Annotated in this window: 14 protein-coding genes; 4 read left to right on the top strand and 10 right to left on the bottom strand. The window is 34.0% G+C overall.

All coding sequences use genetic code 11. From position 1 onward, the window contains the following. Positions 1–26: 26 nt before the first annotated feature. The 8 genes from E0Z07_RS08775 to E0Z07_RS08740 form a co-directional block, all read right to left on the bottom strand. Positions 27–1,556: a DUF6850 family outer membrane beta-barrel protein gene (locus tag E0Z07_RS08775; protein ID WP_006260588.1), complete on the bottom strand. Its 1,530-nt coding sequence runs from the start codon at positions 1,554–1,556 to the stop codon at positions 27–29. Positions 1,557–1,568: 12 nt separating this feature from the next. Continuing rightward, positions 1,569–2,801: a DUF4876 domain-containing protein gene (locus E0Z07_RS08770; RefSeq protein WP_006260587.1), complete on the bottom strand. Its 1,233-nt coding sequence runs from the start codon at positions 2,799–2,801 to the stop codon at positions 1,569–1,571. Positions 2,802–2,805: 4 nt separating this feature from the next. Continuing rightward, positions 2,806–5,547 carry a TonB-dependent receptor gene (locus E0Z07_RS08765; protein WP_006260586.1) on the bottom strand — a complete coding sequence of 914 codons (2,742 nt, stop codon included), beginning with the start codon at positions 5,545–5,547 and terminating at the stop codon, positions 2,806–2,808. A 305-nt stretch (positions 5,548–5,852) separates the two neighbouring features. Beyond that, complete coding sequence (locus tag E0Z07_RS08760) at positions 5,853–6,983, bottom strand: cytochrome-c peroxidase (protein WP_006260585.1); 1,131 nt, start codon at positions 6,981–6,983, stop codon at positions 5,853–5,855. A 164-nt stretch (positions 6,984–7,147) separates the two neighbouring features. Then, positions 7,148–8,143, bottom strand: coding sequence for an IS110 family RNA-guided transposase (locus tag E0Z07_RS08755; protein WP_006258619.1), 996 nt, complete (start codon positions 8,141–8,143; stop codon positions 7,148–7,150). 202 nt (positions 8,144–8,345) lie between these two features. Next, a complete protein-coding gene (locus E0Z07_RS08750) occupies positions 8,346–9,875 on the bottom strand; it encodes a DUF6850 family outer membrane beta-barrel protein (RefSeq protein WP_131540565.1) in 1,530 nt (509 codons plus the stop codon). A 10-nt stretch (positions 9,876–9,885) separates the two neighbouring features. After that, positions 9,886–11,109, bottom strand: coding sequence for a DUF4876 domain-containing protein (locus tag E0Z07_RS08745; protein ID WP_006260583.1), 1,224 nt, complete (start codon positions 11,107–11,109; stop codon positions 9,886–9,888). Between the two features lie 12 nt (positions 11,110–11,121). Then, positions 11,122–13,950, bottom strand: coding sequence for a TonB-dependent receptor (locus E0Z07_RS08740; protein ID WP_006260582.1), 2,829 nt, complete (start codon positions 13,948–13,950; stop codon positions 11,122–11,124). Positions 13,951–14,220: 270 nt separating this feature from the next. Here E0Z07_RS08740 and E0Z07_RS08735 point away from each other — a divergent pair, with 270 nt between their 5' ends. Together E0Z07_RS08735 and E0Z07_RS08730 are read left to right on the top strand one after the other, a co-directional pair. After that, positions 14,221–15,225, top strand: a complete 1,005-nt coding sequence (locus tag E0Z07_RS08735) for a GlxA family transcriptional regulator (protein ID WP_036496596.1) — start codon at positions 14,221–14,223, stop codon at positions 15,223–15,225. A 102-nt stretch (positions 15,226–15,327) separates the two neighbouring features. Further along, a complete protein-coding gene (locus E0Z07_RS08730; RefSeq protein WP_006260580.1) occupies positions 15,328–15,939 on the top strand; it encodes a DJ-1/PfpI family protein in 612 nt (203 codons plus the stop codon). 233 nt (positions 15,940–16,172) lie between these two features. On the opposite strand, the gene E0Z07_RS08725 is transcribed toward E0Z07_RS08730, so the two are convergent. Both E0Z07_RS08725 and E0Z07_RS08720 read right to left on the bottom strand, forming a co-directional pair. Continuing rightward, complete coding sequence (locus E0Z07_RS08725) at positions 16,173–16,664, bottom strand: hypothetical protein (protein ID WP_006260579.1); 492 nt, start codon at positions 16,662–16,664, stop codon at positions 16,173–16,175. Positions 16,665–17,114: 450 nt separating this feature from the next. Then, positions 17,115–18,350: an ABC transporter permease gene (locus tag E0Z07_RS08720; RefSeq protein ID WP_016650225.1), complete on the bottom strand. Its 1,236-nt coding sequence runs from the start codon at positions 18,348–18,350 to the stop codon at positions 17,115–17,117. Positions 18,351–18,357: 7 nt separating this feature from the next. Between E0Z07_RS08720 and E0Z07_RS08715 the strand changes: the two genes are divergently transcribed. Together E0Z07_RS08715 and E0Z07_RS08710 are read left to right on the top strand one after the other, a co-directional pair. After that, entirely contained in the window at positions 18,358–19,575 is a 1,218-nt protein-coding gene (locus E0Z07_RS08715) for an exo-beta-N-acetylmuramidase NamZ family protein (RefSeq protein ID WP_006260577.1), read from the top strand. 58 nt (positions 19,576–19,633) lie between these two features. After that, on the top strand, positions 19,634–21,145 hold the full coding sequence (locus tag E0Z07_RS08710) for a histidine kinase (RefSeq protein WP_006260576.1): 1,512 nt from the start codon (positions 19,634–19,636) through the stop codon (positions 21,143–21,145). The last annotated feature ends 10 nt before the right edge of the window (positions 21,146–21,155 follow it).

Below are 21,155 nucleotides of genomic sequence, written 5' to 3'. Positions count from 1 at the left end.
TTTATTTGTTGTTAGTTAATAACTGCTTAGAAAATAACTCCTAGAGACATTCCTATATAGTTATTTGTTTTGTTTATATTATACTTTGTCTGTTCATACTGAATCTGAGCAAACATGGCTGGTATATTACTAACCTTCACATCATATCTGGCTGTAATACCATAAGTCTGATAATTAGCAGTCTGAATCGCTAAATCATGTTGTACCCATTCTGTCATAGCAGGGCTCTTATACGATGTTACCAAATTCACAGTATCCTCCTTAAGATTACGCACTCTAAAATAAGGGCTTACTGTTATGATATTAGATTGATTCAATTGTCGCATATAATCAACTTCTAATCCATAATGTAAATATGTGAATCGCTGTCTAGCCTGAGTATCTCTTCTCTTTTCTTCTGTCTGTTCTACTGTGAAAGAAGGTGAAACTACTAATCTACTAACATCTGTACTATATTGATAAAATAAAGACGTATACACATCACTTCTTACAAACTTATACAGATCTTGCTCTCCTATCTTTCTCTCTAACTTTTCTGTTTTAGAATAAAAAGACTCAATTCCTCTTGATTCACTTAGTAAGTAATTAACTTTTGCTCCTAAACGATGTTCATCTAGATCAATATATTTAATTCCTCCTATTGTATATTTTTTAGTTTTAAGTACAGACATTTCTTTTGAAGGACTACTTCCAAAGTTCTTCTCAATATCAAACTGCCCAAACGAACCTTGTATCAAAAAGTCCTTACCTTTATTCTTAGCTATAGTTCCTCCTACCTCATATCCTGTTCCCTCATAAATCATCTTCATATCTACAGCAGAACTAAAGTAATAATTATAAGCTCCTAAACCTGTCAGGTGATACGCTATGGGCTTCCCTAATAGACTGACAAACTTAATTGTACTATTCTGAGTATATTTATTCCAATTTGCATACACTCCTAATTCGTAGTCCTTATAAACATTATAGTTTACTCCAATGCGCAAATTTAAATCTGAAGAGGTATTCTTAGGTCTTGGGTCTACTTCTCTATATCCACTTTTAGCCATATAACTAACTTCTCCTCCTACTGTCCACTTATCAAACTGTTTAGCCATCCCTCCTGCAAATTGATAAATCTCTTGCTTCATGGTACCTCCTATAGAATCACCTAACACATAAGGTCCTAGGATATGTCTGTCAAGATTCTCATTCCACTTCATATTCTTTTGCTTCTGAGTATTATAAGAAGCGCTTCCCCATAGGACAGTATTATTCTTTAATCGTTGATAAGAAGAAGTATTTACCTTAAAGGCATCTAAGCCATCTCCATCCTGGATTAAATAAGCATCCTTACTATCTGATAGATAATTCAAACTTAATTCAGAAAAAGACAAAGGACTATACGATGTCATGAAAGCACGATTAGCAAAAAAGTCTTGTCCGAATACGATATTCATATCCCGTTGAGCTAGTCTACTCTCGTATAAATTAGAATCTGTTCTATCCTGAGCTTGAACCTCAGCACAAAACAATACACTAATTATTCCAACTATATTTATATATGTATTTCTCAATGTACTCCTATTTTATTTATGATGTATTCCGTCTTTTAGAGACATCTCTGACTGAGGAATAAAATCATCTGAAGAATTATTAGTATCCTTATACACATTGCGACCTTGCTCATTAGGTCCTAAGACTTTTCTTCTGATAGTCTTTCCATAACGCGCTTTATCAGATTCTGAAGTTGCACAGTATGAGTAGCCGCTATCTAAAGAAGGAGCAGTCACTAGACGTTCAAACTTATCAGGAATACTTCCATTAACAGCATCAATAACCCATGTATTAGGCATTTTATATCTGCTGAACTTTTGTTCTTTACCTGCAGCTGTCAAATAGCTATAATCAAACTTATAATTAGCTAGCCAAGTATCCACATTCTCTCCTTTAGGAAAACGAGCTACGATATATCCTGTCTGTCCACGATCATGCATAGCGAACATACTAAAGTTTAACTTCGTATAAATCATCATCACATTAGGTACATTAGGATTATCTGGTTGTACATTCTTAGGGTTTTCAGTAATAGGAAATTCAAAGTCAGCATTAGATAAATCAGCCCCTGGTACATTGGCTAAGTTATGATTCTGAGCATTATCTGCTATTACAATAAAATCTCCTGGCTCTACTGGGTACTGGGTACCGTTACCTGGTAACATCATTACAGATTGTAAAACAAAAGCTTCGTTTAATACATCTGGTGTTTCTTTATTATCTCTAGTCGTCAAAAACTCCGATTGAGCGATCAATAATCCATCTGCATAAAGCACTCTATCTGTATTGTTAACTAGTTTAAAGTATTTACCTGTTTGGTATGTTTTTAATTCTGTAGTTTGTAATCCAGCAAAGAATATTTCTTCAAAGATAAAGTCATCGTTAAGTTGTTTGACAAATAAATTAATTGTCATATTTACTATCTGATCGGTCACGTCTAGCATTTCGCTTTTACTACCTAATCCTACTTCTTCTTTATCTTCTAGGACACCTATTCCTTCTGCTGACATTCTATAAGATCCCACAGGTAGAGCGACAGAGAAATAAGGAGAACCTACTGCTTTCTCCACTATTCGTAAACCTGTATTAACTTCAACAAACTCTACTTCTAATTCTTTTATTTCTTTAATACCTTCTACTTTAAATGCCATAGAAACAGTCGAATTCTGATTACTTCCAAGCGCATTATCATCTGTCAAACACGAGCTCATTAATAAGCTCATTGTCATCATCAATCCGTATAAAAATATATGCTTTAATCTCATTGTCTTAAATATTGAAGTTTATTTCCATTCCAAAGTAAGGTCCGCTATCATCTTTTCTATTTACATTCACTCCATTATATGTATATGAAGAATAGTGTGTGAATAATCGATTAACGAACATGGATGCCTTTACTGATTTATATATTCTCTTTGATATTTTAAAATTAGCATTAAATGTAAATGGTCTTCTCTCCTCCATACCATCTGTCTTAGAAACAGGTCTAACTAGATGTTGTAGTAATGGATCATTTGCACTTTCTTCTGTATAAGGATGAACTACATTATCTATTCCCATATATGCATAAGGAGCAGCAACTCTATTTAGGTTTAGGTTTCTTCTAAACACATCTCCCTGTAAAGAGGCAGATATATTCATATCTAAGCTAGGCAAATAAGTGTCTACAACTACATTGTACACTAGAGATGATCTTCTATTCCCATTATCATCTGCATAAATACCTGTGTATAAATACTGTTGTCCATTTACAGAGATACCAGGTCTCCAAAGAATAGAAGCACTATTAGAATACGTCGTTTTAAACCATGCTCCATTTAAAGTAATACGAGTATTAATCCCTTCAAAACGAGGTGAAGAATATCCAAACTCTATTCCTTCTTTTAATGTTGAACTTCCATTTTCAGTATGTGTATACTGCATCATGTCTTGTCTGTATGAATATGGGGATTGATCTAAATCTGGCTTGCCTAACTCATCATTCCACACTATATCTTTAGACTCATATCGCTTATATTCAAACCCCATAAACTGAGTCATATCTCTAAATCCTGTTGTCATCTTCTCATCGAAGTAGGTGATATAAAACTTGTGTTTTTTATATTCTAAATCTAAACGAATCTCTTTCTTCGTATTCTTCGCGCCTATCAAACTATGGTTAGCCAAAGGCATTCTGTAAGTATAGAACTGTGCGTATGCATTATCTGTCTTAGGATCTAGGTAACTTACTTGCACCATATCGAAGTAACGATCTTGTGGATATAGAAGAGCTAAAGTAGGTTGTTTATACAGTTCTCCATATCCTACTGTAATATCAGTCTTTAGATATTCCTGTCCCATCTTTAGCTTAGGAAGTCCCCATTGGAAGTTGACACGTGGCTCTGCAAATACCCTATCACTAATGCTAAACTCTTTTCCAACACCTAATAATTTAGACATTCTAACTCCTGCATATAATTGTAAGTGATGTTGACCTAAGTCATATTCCATACGATCACCTATATAAGCAGCTAATATCTGAGAAGCTGGTACTTCGTTAAAAGGGCGAGGACGTTTCATAGTCCCTACAGAAGGAGGTAATAAAGGATCGAATAACTCTCCTCTACCATTATTCTTTGAGTATCTAAAGTCCATCCCTACTTCTCCATGATGTTTAATCCCAAAAGTAGAAAAACCTAATTCTGACTGTAACTTTGTGTTGATATTTAAAGGACGGCCTTCTGTCTTAGATGTTGCTATGTATGATGTTGGTAAAAATACACCTTCATTTTCTCCTGTTTCATTTCCAACAGGAATAGCTACACGTCCATTCTGCTGTATAAAGATAGTCTCCTTAATATCTTCTATTCCTTGAGATACATAAGCATTCAAGGTTATATTCTTGAATAAAGCTTCTTTGCCAAAGTCAAGTTTTAGATTGTTACCTAATGAAAAGTACTGCTTTTTATTCTTATAACTATCTGTTCTATCATAACCTGTATCTGGATCAAACTTATCGTTATCAACAGTACCACTATAATCAAAATTTGCTTTCCAACTCAGATCATATCCTCCTACTACAAATGTTCTATCTGATCTCAATGATGATGATACTCTCTTATAGTTCTGAAGGACATCTGTAGGATCGTTCTTAGCATCCAAGAAATCTACACTTGCATTCAGTTTCCATCCTGTCTTAGTATCTATTCCTTTCCCTACATAATACAGTTTGCTAAAACCATCTACTTTAAAACGAGCTTGTAGTGGTGTATACCCTATCTTTCTATTTATCTTAATCAGACCTGAACTCAAATCTCCATAGGCAGCTGTAGGTATACCGCGAATAACCTCAACACTTTCGATATCATTAGTTGCCAAACTACGCATATCCACTCCTATATGAGAAGTCTTAGCTCCTCCTACAGATACCTGCATATCCGCATTAGTATTGATAATATTATCGTCTACCATAAACTGTACTCCTAATGCACCTGTTGCATATTTCTCTCCTGGGTTATTCTCTCTAATTAAAGCAGCATTCGCTACCGTAAGTTTAGGATCCTTTGCTTGCCCTCCTGGTAATAATTCCATTAAATCAGCAAAGCTTGATGGTTGTAAATGTTCCATCGCTTGACGATTAATCACAGAAGTAGAAGTAAGTCCCTTACTCTCTGTAGCAGTAATAACCATTTCTTCTAATATATTAGAAGATGCTGTCAACGTAATAGGTAATGTCTGACTTTGAAGTAAATTAACTACAGTAGAAGAACTTCCATAGCCAATATGAAATACTTCAACAGTATAAGTATCAGCTTTCAAATCAAAAATAGCAATACCTTGATCATCACTAACCTTTAATTGTGACTCTTTTGTTCCAGTTACCTGAATACTAGCATTATTAATATCTTTATTTTGAGCATCTTGCAATACGATCTTCAATTGCAACTTAGAAGATTGTGCAAAAATAGAAGAACAGAACAAGACTGTGAAAGTAACAAGTAGAACTTGAATAACTTGATATAAGCGTGTCATTGAATAACTTAATTAATCGGATGCCAAAAGTAGTCAACAAAACCTATATCTTCCAAGTTATTTAGACTTGATTCAAATTAATTCTATATATCTATTTAAGAATGAATGTAAATAAGTTTAAATCTTTATTTTATACAATAATTAAACACAATCATCAAATAAAACATAATATTACATACAATTCATCAGCACATTATAAGTTACTTCGATATAAATAGTATACTTTATACTACTAATAATATAAAAAGGCTTCTTTAGAACTAACTCTAAAGAAGCCTTTTACATTTAATTAAAGTAAATAAGCGTTACTTCGTTGGAAATATAGGACGTTCCATTTTATAGTAACTTCCTGACATTGATTCTAAAAATGCTACAATAGCTTTTATTTCTTTCTCATTTAATTTTAATGGTTTCATCAGTGGATCTGTTAGAGGAAAGAGCGGATCTAATGCTTTCTCTTCCTCTGTAGGATCTATCATGTGCATCCCACTATTATACAGATTCACTATTCCTTCTAAGTCATCCATTAACCCATTATGCATCCATGGCTTAGTCACTAATAGATCTCTTAAAGAAGGAGTTTTAAATTTCCCTACATCTTCTGCTTTTTTGGTATGTAAGTACAGTCCTAAATCTTCGTACTCTCTCTTATAATATGTCAACCCTATATTGTGAAAAGACTCATCAGTAAGATATTTCCCATGATGACAATTCATACATCCTGCCTTAGTTCTAAATAAGTGCATTCCATATATCTCTTGTTCTGTTAGGTACTGATACTCCCCTTGTATAAACTTATCGAAACGACTAGGCTGACTTTTGATTGTCTTTTGAAAAGTAGCTATTGCACCCACTATTCTTTCATAAGTCACTTTATCATCTCCGTAAGTTTCTTTAAACAAGGGTTTGTACTCTTTATACTTGCTTAACTTCGCAGGTAGTGATTTGACATCCATATCCATTTCGTGATGAGCAGATAAAGGTCCCATCGCTTGCTCTTCTAACGTTAATGCTCTACCATCCCAAAAGAAAGAACTACGCTCAGCAATATTGTATAAAGAAGGAGTATTCCTAGCTCCTAATAAATGATCATTCCCCAGTGATACCTGTCTATGGTCTGTCCATCCCATTTCAGGATCGTGACAAGAGCTACAAGATATCTGATTAGACTTTGATAACTTAGGGTCAAAGAACAGTGCCTTACCTAATACCACTTCTGGCAAATCTTGTGTCTCATAGTATAATGTATCTACCTCTATTGCCCCAAACTCTTTCCATTCTACACTCTTATCTATTATCGGACTAGGCCAATAGCTTATAGGTCTTTTATATTGATCCGTAATCTCTGTGTATTCAGAAACTGATCTTACTTCGAAATTAGTGTATCCTATGAATAGTAAAACCGCCCCAATAATAACACCTATCTTTTTTTTCATCTATCTTCTCTCTCTTTTAAAACGATTACTATGATAAAAGCAAATCATTATTAATATATTTTACACCTTATTTTTGAGAATAACTCAATAAAACAAGGCATATCTAACCTGAGGATTATATCCGTATTATCCTCTATTTTTGTTTCTAATTCAATGTATGATGTTTATGCTACTTGTCGTACCTCATAAGCTTTTTTATTCCTAACACAAGAACATATACGCTGTACAAGCTTGTTTCTAACATTGTTTAAAACAAGCATCTTATGCTTACCTTCTCCAACTTTCCTCTCGTAATAAGCCCTTATCTCTGGGTCCCATCTAACAGCTGATAAAGCACAGAGATGTAAAAGTTTTTTAAGCTTTTTATTAGCCATAAAGTGTACTTTAGCTTTGCCTCTTACACTTTTACCTGAAGTATATTCAAAAGGGACAACACCACAATAAGATGCTAATTGTCGAGAGTCTTCAAATGATGTAAACGCATTGGTATAACATATTAAAAACATCGCTGTAATATCTCCAACACCTCTTACAGAAATCACACAATCAAATATCTCAGATACCTCTTGATTTTCTCTAATAAGAGTATTTAACTGTTCTTCAATCACCTTTATAGCGTTCTCTAAAGCCTTGATAATAGCCTTATCATTTTTAGACAAAACCTTGTACAGTTCATCATTAAACCCCTTAAATTCGTTGGTTCTTACTTCTATAGCTGTCTTATGAGCTATACTCATCTCTCGCTGTCCCAATAGAGCCTGAATCTTATTCAATACAGCCTTTGATGCTTTAAAGAGCTTCGCTTCTTCTTGATTTTTCTTAGCATACAATGCTATCCTTTTAGAATCTATCTTGTCATTCTTTCCTCTTTGTATTCCACTACTTCTTATAATTCTATAAGCCATTTCTACCCATAGATTACAATTCTTTGAAAGCAAAATATCTACTAAAATATTTTTATAAATACCTGTATGCTCCATACATATCAATGTTTCCTCTACACAACATCCTTCGCTTTTCATCCACTTCATAAATTGATCAACTCCCGTTTTAGTGTTTTCAAACTGATTGTGTTTACAAGAATTAGCATCTACATAAATAGCTACATCAAAATAATCTTTGGAAATATCTATTCCGATAAATTGTGTAAATTTGTCCATATGATAATTATTTAAGGCAACCTGTTACTAAAATATCATCTAAACCTTAATACTAGACCTCGACGTCTTAATTACTAGTCTGATACTCTTTAGTAAAATCAACAAAGTCCTACTCGAATTTTAGGGCGTTATCCTTGTAATTCGTCTGGTTCACTTTGTTGATTAGGTTGTTTTATTTATTCTCTACAATATTATCATATTCTCAGTTAGCAAATCTAAAGGTAATTCCTAAACTCATCATCACACTACTGTTGTTTTGAAACTGCTTATAGTTTTGGAAATAATACTCTCCACCTACAAATACATCTATTACTTTCGGCAAAGCAAAATCATAACGAACCTTAAAGCTTCCTTCCCAATACTCTGCGATCTGAACAGCATAGTTATCAAGTAGCATTTGATTTATAGCATTGCTATTTCCATAATTAAAAGCAGCCTTTTCTTTAGCAGTTTGTCTTACCTTCCAATTAGACGTTACTGTCAATAGGCTTCTATCTTTAAATGTGTACATCCATTGCAAATCTGCTCCTATATAGGTATACTGAATATCTGTTTTAGTATAAGGCTTTTTATAACGCTCTACCTCTTGAGATATTCCTATATACGGTAAGATACTATACACACTATTTAAAGTTTCATACTTAAATACTCCACTTAATCTAAGACTCTTATTCTCGTATTTATATTGTTCTTCTTGCCCTATCTTTAAATAGTTTGTAACGCTCACATTGACAAACAAATTCTCTGTACCCTTTCTCGTCTTCATGTTCCCATCTAAGCGAACACCTAACTGAGTAGCCTGTACATCAAATAGCTTCCCTATAGACAAAAAGTGTTCTACCTCTTTAATTTTAGAAACTTGCAGATCATAAAAATCAGGTAGTAACTTCTCAAAACTAAAAATATTCATTCCCACTGTGGCAAACCACTTCTTCTGAGAAGTATCATATACTTGTAGAGAAGTGCCATACCTCCAACCATCATAATAAGCCTCTCTTCTTTTTCCTTTCAATAGATTATTGAAGTTTCCCATTCCACTCATCTCATATATCACAGGAAATCCAGTAGGACTATAAAAGTCCATCTTGTGTTTCTGTGTATATTTCTCTATTGAGGTATTTACCCCTATAGTAAAAAGCTCCTTAAATACTCTACTCACCCCTATATTCCCTCCTAATCGAGCAGAGAGGTTCTTAGGTCTAGGGTCTATATTACGGTATTCCATCTTCGCTTTATAAAAACCAGAGATACCGATATTGTACTTTCCTAATCGTTGGGCATAACCACCTTCGATGTGATAATCTTCATACTTAATATCTCCTCCTACGCTATCAGCTACCACATACGGAAATATTAAGTCGTAATCTGCACTCTCATTCCACATTACATCTCTACGCTTACCCTGTTGATAAGTAGCACTGCCCCACACAGCACTATGCTTATCTAATTTATGGTAAGCTTCAGCTTGAAAAGACAAATCATCTCTGTTTTTGCCCTCTTGAGCTAAAGTTGTTTCATTCTTACTATTCTGCTTTGCGATTTCGAAAGAAGTTAAACTGTACTTTCTATAGTCTAAATAGTGAGATGGATTGACATAAATAGGTTCTTCAAAATGACGTATTACATCTTGCTTCTCCTTTACTTTTATTGCCAATGAATCTGACTGCTGACCATATCCCAATACAGTACTCAACAATGACAAGAAACATAACCCAAAATGAAAGTGCTTCATACTACACTAATTAATATTTAAATAATGACGGTCTTACTGCAGGTGCAAAGTCAACTGTCGAATTATTAGTATCTTTTAGAACATTGTTCCCTGCTGCATTTTTACCTATTACATTTCTTCTTACAGCCTTACCATATCTTCCTTCATCCCCTACATGCTGTGTGATATAAGTATATCCCATATCTACTGATGGAGATGTTACATTCCACATATACTCATCTGCAATACCTAAGTTTACAGCATCTACTATCCATGAGTTTGGAATTTTAATAGCAGAATCTACACTTGGATATACTTCTCCTCCGAATATCATTTCGTACTCATAATCATATATATTATCTACTACTAACTTCTCCGTTGTCATTCCCTCAGGCATTTTTACTAAAGCATAAGCATAACTTCCTTGAATATTAATCACTAATTCATCGTGAATCGTAATCATTTTAGCAGCTTTTAACCCTACTGCATCATGTACTCCATCTCTAAAATTCTGAAACTCTGCGTTAGTCAAATCAATTGAGTTGCTGTTAAATTCTTTATGGTTAATAGCATTCTCTGCAAAGATTACCGATTTGCCTGGCTCTACTGGGTGGTCTTTTCCTTTACCTGGGAACTGTAAAATAGCTCCAGCAGACAATGCCTCACTCATAATATTAGGTGTATAATCTTGCTTATCGTTTGTCATAAACTTAGATTGTACAAATAACATTCCGTCTAAATACAATACCTCATCAGAGTTATTTGTTATTTTGAAGTATTGGTCATCTGTATACTGAAGTCCTTGTGGTGTCTTAGTCCCTGCGAAAAATACCTCTTCTATTACAAAACCTGTACTACTTGTTTTAAATACGATATCGATAGCCTTAGTCATTTCTCTACCCGAGATCACTACACCTTTAATAAAGTTACCTACTTTACTCTCCTCTACTACACCATTTACCTTATGTGTGATTACACCTTCTACTGTGATATCATAAGTACCTGTAGGAAGTGCTTTCTGTATTTTCTTATCTCCTTCATATACTAACTCTGTTTTCTTATTAGAGTTTAGTTCTGTCAACTTGATAGTCATCTGTTTTATCTCTTCTATCTTCGCACCTTGAGGATCATTAATCCAGAATGTTACGAAAGTCTGCTCATCCCCTGTCATATTGCTATTGTCATCAGAAGAACAAGCATTAAAACCTAATACCACTAGTAGTAAGCATAATGATTGTAAAAGTCGTTTTATCATTTTTATAAGTATTTATAGATTAAAATTTATTTCCATTCCGAAGTAAGGGTCTCTTAGTCCCTTTCTATTTACCTTAGTCCCATTCACAGAATATGGAGCATAGTAGGTAAATAACTTATTAGCGAACATAGACACTGTGATCTGCTTGTTTCTAAAACTCTTAGATAGCTTTAAGTTCACATCCATCAGCATAGGTGTTCTCCTAGATTTATCTGCATTGCTATGTTGTGGGATTACTAATTGTTCTAATAATGTTCCCTTTGCCTCTTCTGCATCATAAGGTCGTAATTCTCCATCTACTCCTACATAGTAGCTAGGCATTCCATTCATCGGTTCATTCTTTGCTAAGTAGTACCAGTTAAACTGAAATGAAGTAGAGAATTGTAAATCTAGTTTAGGGATATAGGTATCTAATAATAGATTACTATTTAGCTGTTCGTATTTGCTCTTAGGTTCCATTTCATCGTATAGTCCTAGGTACGGATAAGGCTTACCATTCACATTTGCATTAGAGTTACCACGTCTATAAGTTGGCAAACTATTGCCCTGTTTAGTTCTAAACCATGCCCCATTAATTGTAACACGAGTATTAATAACAGGAATTCTATTAGAACTATACTGAAACTCTATTCCTTCCTTATCTGTTCTACTACCATTACGAGAGAAATTGTATAAGAAGTTTTCATTAAATTGTTCATAAGGAAGATCCTCTTTATTCGGTACACTTGTGATATGATCATGATCTATACTAGAAGTATCATATCTCTTATAATCAAAGATTCCATACTGGTTCATCGTTCTAAACCCGTTGCTCATTCTTTCTTTAAACACCGTAAAAGTCAGCTGATGAAAACCCCAATTCAAATCTAACCTAGCCTCTAGCTTATTGTTTAAGGCAGGAGTCAATGCTTTGTTCTGTGGGTCAAAAACGCTCGTTTTATAATTAACTGTACGATAATCAGGATTACTGTGAAAATAGTTTAACTGCTGAACGTCTCTATAATATTTCTCAGGATAAAGAAGATTTAGGTCAGGGAATAATCTCTGCTGTCCCCATCCTAACGTTAAGTCTACTTTTGCTTCCTTATTCGCTACTACAAAAGAGGGCAATGTCCATTGTACATTCACACGTGGATCGATATACATCTTTCCACTCATAGTGAAATCATTAGACAAGTTTTGCATAATAGATCCTCTCGCACCTAATGCTAATGTTAGACCGTGTTGTCCAAATTTCGCAGAAGAAATATGCTCTGCAAACAAAGCCGTCGTTACATAAGCAGGAATATCCTTATATGCTCTATTTCTATAAGTAGATTTAGGATCTAAAGGCTTATAGATATCATAGACCTGACCTCTACCGTTATTCTTACTATACTGCCAATCAATACCAGCACGTATATCTGTAGAAATAGCAGACATCTTATAACGAAATGCACTCACTACCTTAGCGAAGATATCTAGTGGCTTACCATCTACTACACTCTCTGCAATATAATTAGCCGTAGGAAAAAAACCATCGTACTCACCATCCACAGTAGAAAGTGGTAGTGCTGTAGCTGCCTCTAGCTGTACAAACTTTGTCTGGTTAATCTTATCGAAACGTTGATTAAACGTAGTCTGTAATTCTATACTTCTAAAGAAAGATTCATTTCTACTCTCATAAGTCACTATATTACTCAGACTATAGAACTGATTATCCACTTTATATTTATTCGCACCTGTCAGGTCAATATCTGGATCAGACTTAGCGTCATCTATAGACCCTGTATAACTTAGGTTAGATACCCAAGAGAACAATCCTCCATTGTTTAAATTCTTATCCTTACTCACACGTACAGTACCTGTCACACGCTTATAACTCTCTAAATCATTGCGAGGTTCTGGTTTAGCATTTAGATAATCTAACCCTACATTTACCTTAAAGCTACTATCCTTAGATTCAAAACCTTTATTAACCGCAAATAGTTTACTATATCCATCTGCTTTAAAACGTGCTTGCCATTTAGAATATCCACTCTTCTTCGTGATCTTTACTACACCAGAAGTAAGGTTACCATATTCTACAGAAGGGATTCCTCTTATGATTTCTACTTTCTCTATTTGGTCTGTTGATATTGTACGCATATCAACACCTGAGCTAATATTGATATTCTTATTAACACCTGACGAAACATTATCCATATAGCCATAAGTATACTGAAGGTTTGCACCCGAGTTCAGTTGGGCTCCATCTACTACAAATAAAGTCCCAAGAGAAGAAGTGTCATATTGTTTATTTCCAACACCCCCTATATTAGAGCTTACTCTACCTACTTCTCTCAGCTGTATTTTATTGACACCGCCTAGGTACGGATCTTGTGCTCTACCCCCAGGTATTAATTCCATTAAGTCAGTAAAACTAGAAGGCTGTAGATGTTGCATAGCTCTTCTATTAATCACAGAAGTACTCGTAAGTCCCGTTCCTTCCTTAGCTGTAATCACGACTTCTTCTAATTGATTCGTTTCAGCTTTTAAGACAACTGTAAGGTTATTGTGCGTTAAGGTATTTAGCTTTTGACTGTAAAAAGAATAACTGATGTGCTGTACTTCTAAAAGATAGTTATCAGGTACTAGTTTAAAAGTTACTTCACCTGCCTCATTGGTAAGTTCTAAGACAGACTCCTTATCACTTTTTAGCATCACCACCGCTGTAGGAATAGCCATTCCATACTCATTCTGCACTTTGATAGAGATAGGAGAACGAGTATTCTGCCCATAACTGAGAAAGTGAATGAATAACGATAAGATAATAATAGTTAGTTGGGTTGGTCGTGTGATAATAGTAAAGTGTTTGAGCATCACGACTGTATTATGTTTTATGGGACAAATGTATAATCTAAAATCATTCTAAACAATATTATTTAGAAGTAATTTAAATAACAAAACTCAAAATACAGTCAAACAAGCTTTTAACTGACAAAAATTAACATTTAAACTCAAATCAATCTAAATAAAACAATGACTCATTCCTTAATATATCTTCAATTATGGCAGAAAAAGTACGTTATGTGTCATTTATACATCATAAAGCCTTCTTACCTTTGTCTTATCATTAAACATGATAGCAGTATGAATACCCCACTACATCATATCGGATTTCTATTATTACCTCAAGTACAGCTACTGGACTTCGCAGGGCCGAGTGATGTATTCAATACTGCTAATCAAATCATGGTTCGCACAGCTACATCCGCACTTACTCAATATCAAATCCACTTAATCTCTGGAACAGTAGACAAAAGTGTACTTACTAGTGCAGGCATTAGTGTACAGTGTGATTATACCATTTATGACCAACATATTCCATTAGATACGTTACTCATCGCTGGGTCTAAGGCAGACCTAACGCATGACTATGATCCTGCTGTATTGCATTGGATAAAGGGAATACAACCTACTGTAAAGCGTATAGGTTCTATCTGTATAGGAGCTTTTTTACTAGCCAAAACAGGATTATTAACCAATAAAAAAGTAACTACACACTGGCAATATGCTAAAGTGCTTCAAGATACTTACCCTTCTATTCGACTGACCTATGATCACTTTTATATCAAAGATGACAATATCTATACTTCTGGAGGAATTACTTCTGGTATAGACTTAGCTCTAGCCTTAATAGAAGAGGACAATGGATATACCCTAGCCTCTGATGTATCACGATATCTAGTAGTAAATCTAAAAAGAACAAACACACAAGAACTCTATAGTACATTAATACCCACTGATATAGAACTAACTCCTTTAGTTAGAAAAGTAAAACAGTATATCACAGATCATCTAACTCAGCAAGCAGTGACTATTGCAGAACTTGCAGATCATGTCTATATGAGTGAACGCAACTTTTCTAGGGTATTTAAGAAAGAAACAGGAATGACTCCAGGTGCTTTTAATGACTGTGTGAGAATAGAATATGCTAAGCGTTTATTAGAATCTACAACTTACTCTATAGTAGAAATAGCTACTCAAGTAGGATATACTTCTGATCATGTATTTAGAAAAGCATTTGTCAAACTAGTCAAAGTCACTCCTACTCATTATAGAAGTGTTTTCCAATCTACGAGAATTAACCTTTAGCATTTAGTTACCCAACTAAATAATCACGAATAACCTAAGACAATACCGATATCGAAGCCAACCTTCGACAGATCTCCTATTGCCTTTTATCAACAGTAAAATATGACAACAACAAACCGCCCCCTTAATGTAGCCTTTATCATTTTTGATCAAGTAGAAGTACTTGATCTAAATGGTCCATTAGATGTATTCGTCAAAGCGAATGTACTTAAACCCAACAGTTATAATCATTACTTAGTCTCTGCTACGAAAGAAGTGGTCAAAACAGAAGCGAATACTACGCAAATAGTACCACAATACAGCTTCGAAGATTGTCCTACACCTGATATCATAGTGTTACCAGGAGCTAACCCTGACATCGTCATGAACTATCTACAAGACGAGTATTTTCAGAATACCTATACTTCTTGGATCATAAATCAACATCAGCAAGGTGCAATGTTATTTACAGTCTGTACAGGTAGTCTACTGATGAGTAATACGGATGTATTCGATGGCTTAGAGATAACGACACACTTTATGGCACTAGAGGCTCTTAAACAAGCTACCCCTAAAGCTAAAGTAATAACGGGTGTGCGCTATGTAGATCAAGATACTGTATTGACTACTGCAGGTATCACAGCAGGTATAGATGGTGCTCTATACTTAGTCAGCAAACAGCTTGGTGAAGAAATAGGTCAAACGATCACCCAATTATTTGAATACAAATCATAAAACCAAAAGGCGACTTAATTACTAAGTCGCCTTTTATAGCTTATCAAAAAAACGAATCCAGTCATGAACAATAAAACAATCATGATAACAGTCGAATTAAAATGACTGCCTTACAGTTTCTAATTTTCTTCTAGAATATACCCATTAATTTTAGCAGTATTGATTTGTACATCTAAGACATAATTCTGTAAATCAATAATCTACTCAACAATAGATTCCCTTCTACAATCTTTCTAACAATTAAACTTATTCTTAAAGAACTGTTTAAACAACTTCGCTTCTTCTTTTTGAGAAATAGGTAATTCATAACCTCCAGTGAAATTCACTATTTTTGTATTAACCTCTAGTACTTCAAATTCTATAGTACTCTTATCATTAAAAGAAAAAGAGAACACAACACCTAACATGATCAATTTAGCTTTCTTTAAATTCATATTCGTAACAAAGATAGGATCTCCATAGGTAGTTAATTCAGAGTCTATAGGTACGATAATAATCTCTCCTGTTCCCTTGTTAAAAGCGACCATATAGCTATAATAGGTAGTACGACTCGCTACTATATAATTAGAATGCTTACTAGTCTTACCATACACTATTGTATACTCTTCTACATCGTCTCGATTAAGTGCTTGTCTTAAAAAAGACTTCATCTTTAATTTCGTTTCTTTATTATCTTCTTCAGATCCAATAAAAAACTTTTTAATCATGTCCATGATTCCACTCATAGGTTTTCTTTTCTTTTAAATTCATATCTATCTTATGTTCATCCCTTATAGAACAACCTTAATTCTAGTAACAAACCGAATTATCGAACTCTAAAAACACCAACATAAAACTTATTTTTTAATAAAAAAAACAATCATTTTCTAAAATAAAAACGAAAACAAAAAAATAAAACACTTCTCCTTCTTAACACAAACTCTTTATAGACATACTATTACTCTTTCACTACCTACCTTACTATCTTCTTTTTAATGACTTCTAAGTACAACTAATATATATCCATAGTATCTCCGTTATTTAAGTCAAAAAAACGGACTCACTACGGACTCATAACGGACTCACTACGGACTTACCCCAAAACAAAATGCACTCACTCCAAAAGTAAAATAGCCTCTAATACTTCTGCAATAGAAGTACTAGAGGCTATGTATATATTTTAAAAATCCTTATTATTAATCGTAACGAATCGCTTTTATAGGGCTAATCTTAGTAATCATATACGATGGGATAAGCAATACTAAAAATGCAATGACTACTACTCCTAAATTTAATAAAAGCACATCGCTAAATCGAATCAAGACAGGGGCTTCTCTCACATAATATGCTGTAGAGTCTAACTTAATCAAACCAAAATACTGTTGTATATACAATAATCCTAATCCTATAAGATTACCATAAAGTAATCCTTTTACTATTAGGTAAGTCGCATTGTATAAAAACACTTTTCTAATCGTCCAGTTATCAGCACCCATGGCTTTTAATATTCCGATCATCTGTGTACGCTCTAGTATTAGTACTAATAAAGCTACTATCATATTAATAGACGCTACCGCAATCATAATAATAATGATAATCTTTATATTAAAGTCAAACATATCTATCCAACCAAATACATTGCTATACTTGTCTACAATAGTCTTACTGTCTACAGTAGAAGGTAAATTCACATAGAACTCTTGCCCTTTTTGTTCAATCTGATCAAAGCTATTTAAAACTACCTCAAATCCTCCTACCTCATTTGCCTTCCATCTATTCAGGCGCTGTACATGCTTTATATCACCTATTACAATATTTGCATCGAACTGCTGTAATGCCGAATTATATATCCCTACGATCTCAAACTGGCGAACATTTGGAATCTTATTTCCCCATTCTTTCATAAAGTAAGTCGTGATTTTATCCCCTACTTTAAAGTGCATTCTATCTGCTATATATTGAGACAGTAGTACTTCATTACTCATTCCATCAGCCGACTTCGGCAATCTCCCTTCTACTAGGTAATCCTTAATCTCGTTTAAATCATAAAGAGAGTCTACTCCTTTATAAATAATTCCCTCAAAAGAATCCTCTGTTCTTATAATACCAGCCTTAGAGGCATAAGACTGTATTTTCTTTACTCCTTCTATATTCTTAATATCATCAGACTGTACTACACTTACATCTATCGGCTTAAGTGTAATATCTGTAACATTACTATCATAATTAGTTATTACGATATGACCGCTAAAAGCTGAAATTTTATCTCTAATTTTGTATTTCAATCCTAAACCTGTTGCAACAGAGATAAGCATCATGATCATGCCTAATGCAATAGCTGTAATTGCAATTTTAATAATTGGTGCGGATACACTACTTTTATAGTTCTTAGTAGTGACAAGTCGTTTAGTTATAAAATATTCTAATTTCAAAATAAATATGATATCGAATTCAAGTTTCAAAAATACATTATTATTCTTAGTCTGTCTATTAGCACTAAGTGTTAATTTTAATACTTATGCAAAAAACACCTCTAATACACATGATAATAACAATACTATCTCAGTAGGAGCCGAACGATTATCTGCTTACTTTGAATTAGTAAAAGGCAAAAATGTAGGAGTACTGACTAACCAAACAGGAGTGATTAAGAATGCTGATGGTTCTTATACCTCTACAGTGGACTTCTTATTAGAAAACAAAGTGAATGTAAAGAAAATCTACGCTCCTGAGCACGGCTTTAGAGGTACAGCTGATGCTGGTGAACTAGTAAAAGATGGCAAGGATATGAAGACAGGCTTACCTATCATTTCTCTATATGGGAATAATAAAAAACCTTCTGCTGATCAATTAAAAAACATAGATATTATGTTATTTGATTTACAGGATGTAGGAGCGAGATTCTATACTTATATTTCTTCTCTACACTATCTAATGGAAGCGTGTGCAGAACAGAACATCCCTGTGATCGTATTAGACAGACCTAATCCTAATATCGCGATTATAGATGGTCCTACACTAGATATGAAGAATAAAAGCTTCGTAGGGATGCACCCTATTCCTGCGATGCATGGAATGACAATAGGAGAATATGCTAAAATGATCAATGGAGAGAAATGGTTAGCGAATGGAGTACAGTGTGACCTGACTGTAATCTCTGTAGATAACTATACTAGACAGATGAGCTACTCACTACCCGTAGCACCTTCACCTAATCTACCTAATGATCAGGCTATAAATCTATATGCTAGTTTATGCTTCTTCGAGGGGACTAATGTTAGCTCTGGTAGAGGGACAGACTTACAGTTTCAGGTATATGGTTCGCCTTTCTTAACGAAAATGCCTTACCAATTCACTCCTAAGCCTAACGCTGGTGCTAAAGACCCTATGAACAATGGTAAGCTGTGCTATGGAGAGAATTTGTCTAAAGAGCATAAGGTGTCTAAAATAGAACTAAAATGGTTGTTAAAAGCATACAATAGCTCTACGAATAAAGATAAATTCTTTACTAACTTCTTTATAAAACTAGCAGGTACTGCTGACTTAAAAGCGCAAATCACAGCTGGTAAAACAGAGAAAGAAATTCGTCAATCATGGCAAAGTGGGTTAGATAAATTTAAGATTACACGTCAGCCTTATTTACTATATCACAACTAACTTATAAACTTCAACAAAAACATTGAAGAACAAAATATTTATATCGCGCAAAACCTTTATGGCAATCGGAATCGTTATTCTAATGATTACGATAGGTGCTATATATATGTTGAGTTCTTCTATTAATCAGAGCAATGAAGACACTTATAAGTATATCACTTCTAAAAACTTTTATCAGAAGTTACGTTCGTTAGAACTAGAGTTTAATAAAATAGATCGTCATCTAAACTCTCTAGACTATATCACTAAAAACACTCCGATAGGTCAACTTTCTCTAAAGTATGAGACGCTTAATCAGATGTATAACCTAGATGGTGTAGTCTCTCTAAACTGGTACTTCAGAGTAAATCAGAACAATGAGATTATAGAGGCTCATATAGGAAGGGATAGAGAGATAGATAAGGATAATATATTCAATAAAATAATCTTAGCGAACCCTGATCATTCTCATAAAAACACTTTTGTAGAACAAAATGGTTTCCAATACTGGCTGATGTATCACAGTACGCCTATCGCCAATAACGAACGACTCATCTACGGTATCGTAGTAGATATGGCACTATACCATAAATACCTAACGAATATAGATGTGACGACACCGAACTACGCTTATATATTCACTAAAGACGGGCTATGCATTTACCATCCAGAAGATAGTCTGATGGGTAAAAATGTATTTGAGCTTAGTAACTTCTCTGCTCAAGATACCGTCCGAAAAACAGATCCTGCTAATCCTCCTATCGTTAACTCTGAGTACTTAAACTTAGAAGTATTCCGGTTTATCAGTCCTTTTAAATCCGAAAACTTCTCTGGTTATATTACAGTCAACTTTCCAAAGTTTAACGTAGATGATAATATCAAACCGATCAGACGCAATACGATTCTTATCTTTCTGACAACTGTAACTATTCTATTCTCTCTGTTTTATATCTTCAGTATGGCGAATAAGAAAGCCTATCTAGAGAAAGAGTTATTAGCTGTAGAAAATGAGAAGATTAGCAAAGAGAAAGCTTTAATTCAATTGCAACAATTAAAGAATCAGATCAATCCTCATTTCTTATTTAATTCGTTGAACTCTCTCTATATGCTCATAGAGCTAGAGCCTAAAACAGCACAGAAGTTTACATTAAATTTAAGTAAAACTTACCGTTACTTAATAACACCTCCTGCAGAAAACATTGTAGACATAGAGAATGAAGTAGAGTTTATAGAAAAGTATATCACGCTACAGAAAACTAGATTTACGAAAGAATTACACTTTGATTTACTCGATCAAAGAACAGAGAAATCACATCAAAAAATCCCGTTTTTAGGATTACAAATCTGTGTAGAAAATGCGCTTAAACACAATATAGCTACTACAGAACATCCTTTATTTATAGAGATATTAATCCATGATGATGAAGTAATTATCACGAATAATTATCAACCTAAAAAGACTACTTCAGAGAGTGAGCTTTTTGGTCTAAAATACTTAGATTCAATCTATAACTATTATAACGTTATCGGATACGAGACAAAATGTGAAGAAGGTAAATTTATTTGCATTTTGCCTTTGATCAAATGTTAAAGTTATCCAC

It is taken from the genome of Myroides odoratimimus (genome assembly GCF_004337635.1).
Lineage (GTDB): Bacteria > Bacteroidota > Bacteroidia > Flavobacteriales > Flavobacteriaceae > Flavobacterium > Flavobacterium odoratimimum.
The sequence above is the reverse complement of the archived record's forward strand: the minus strand, read 5'-3'. Positions and strand labels throughout refer to the sequence as shown.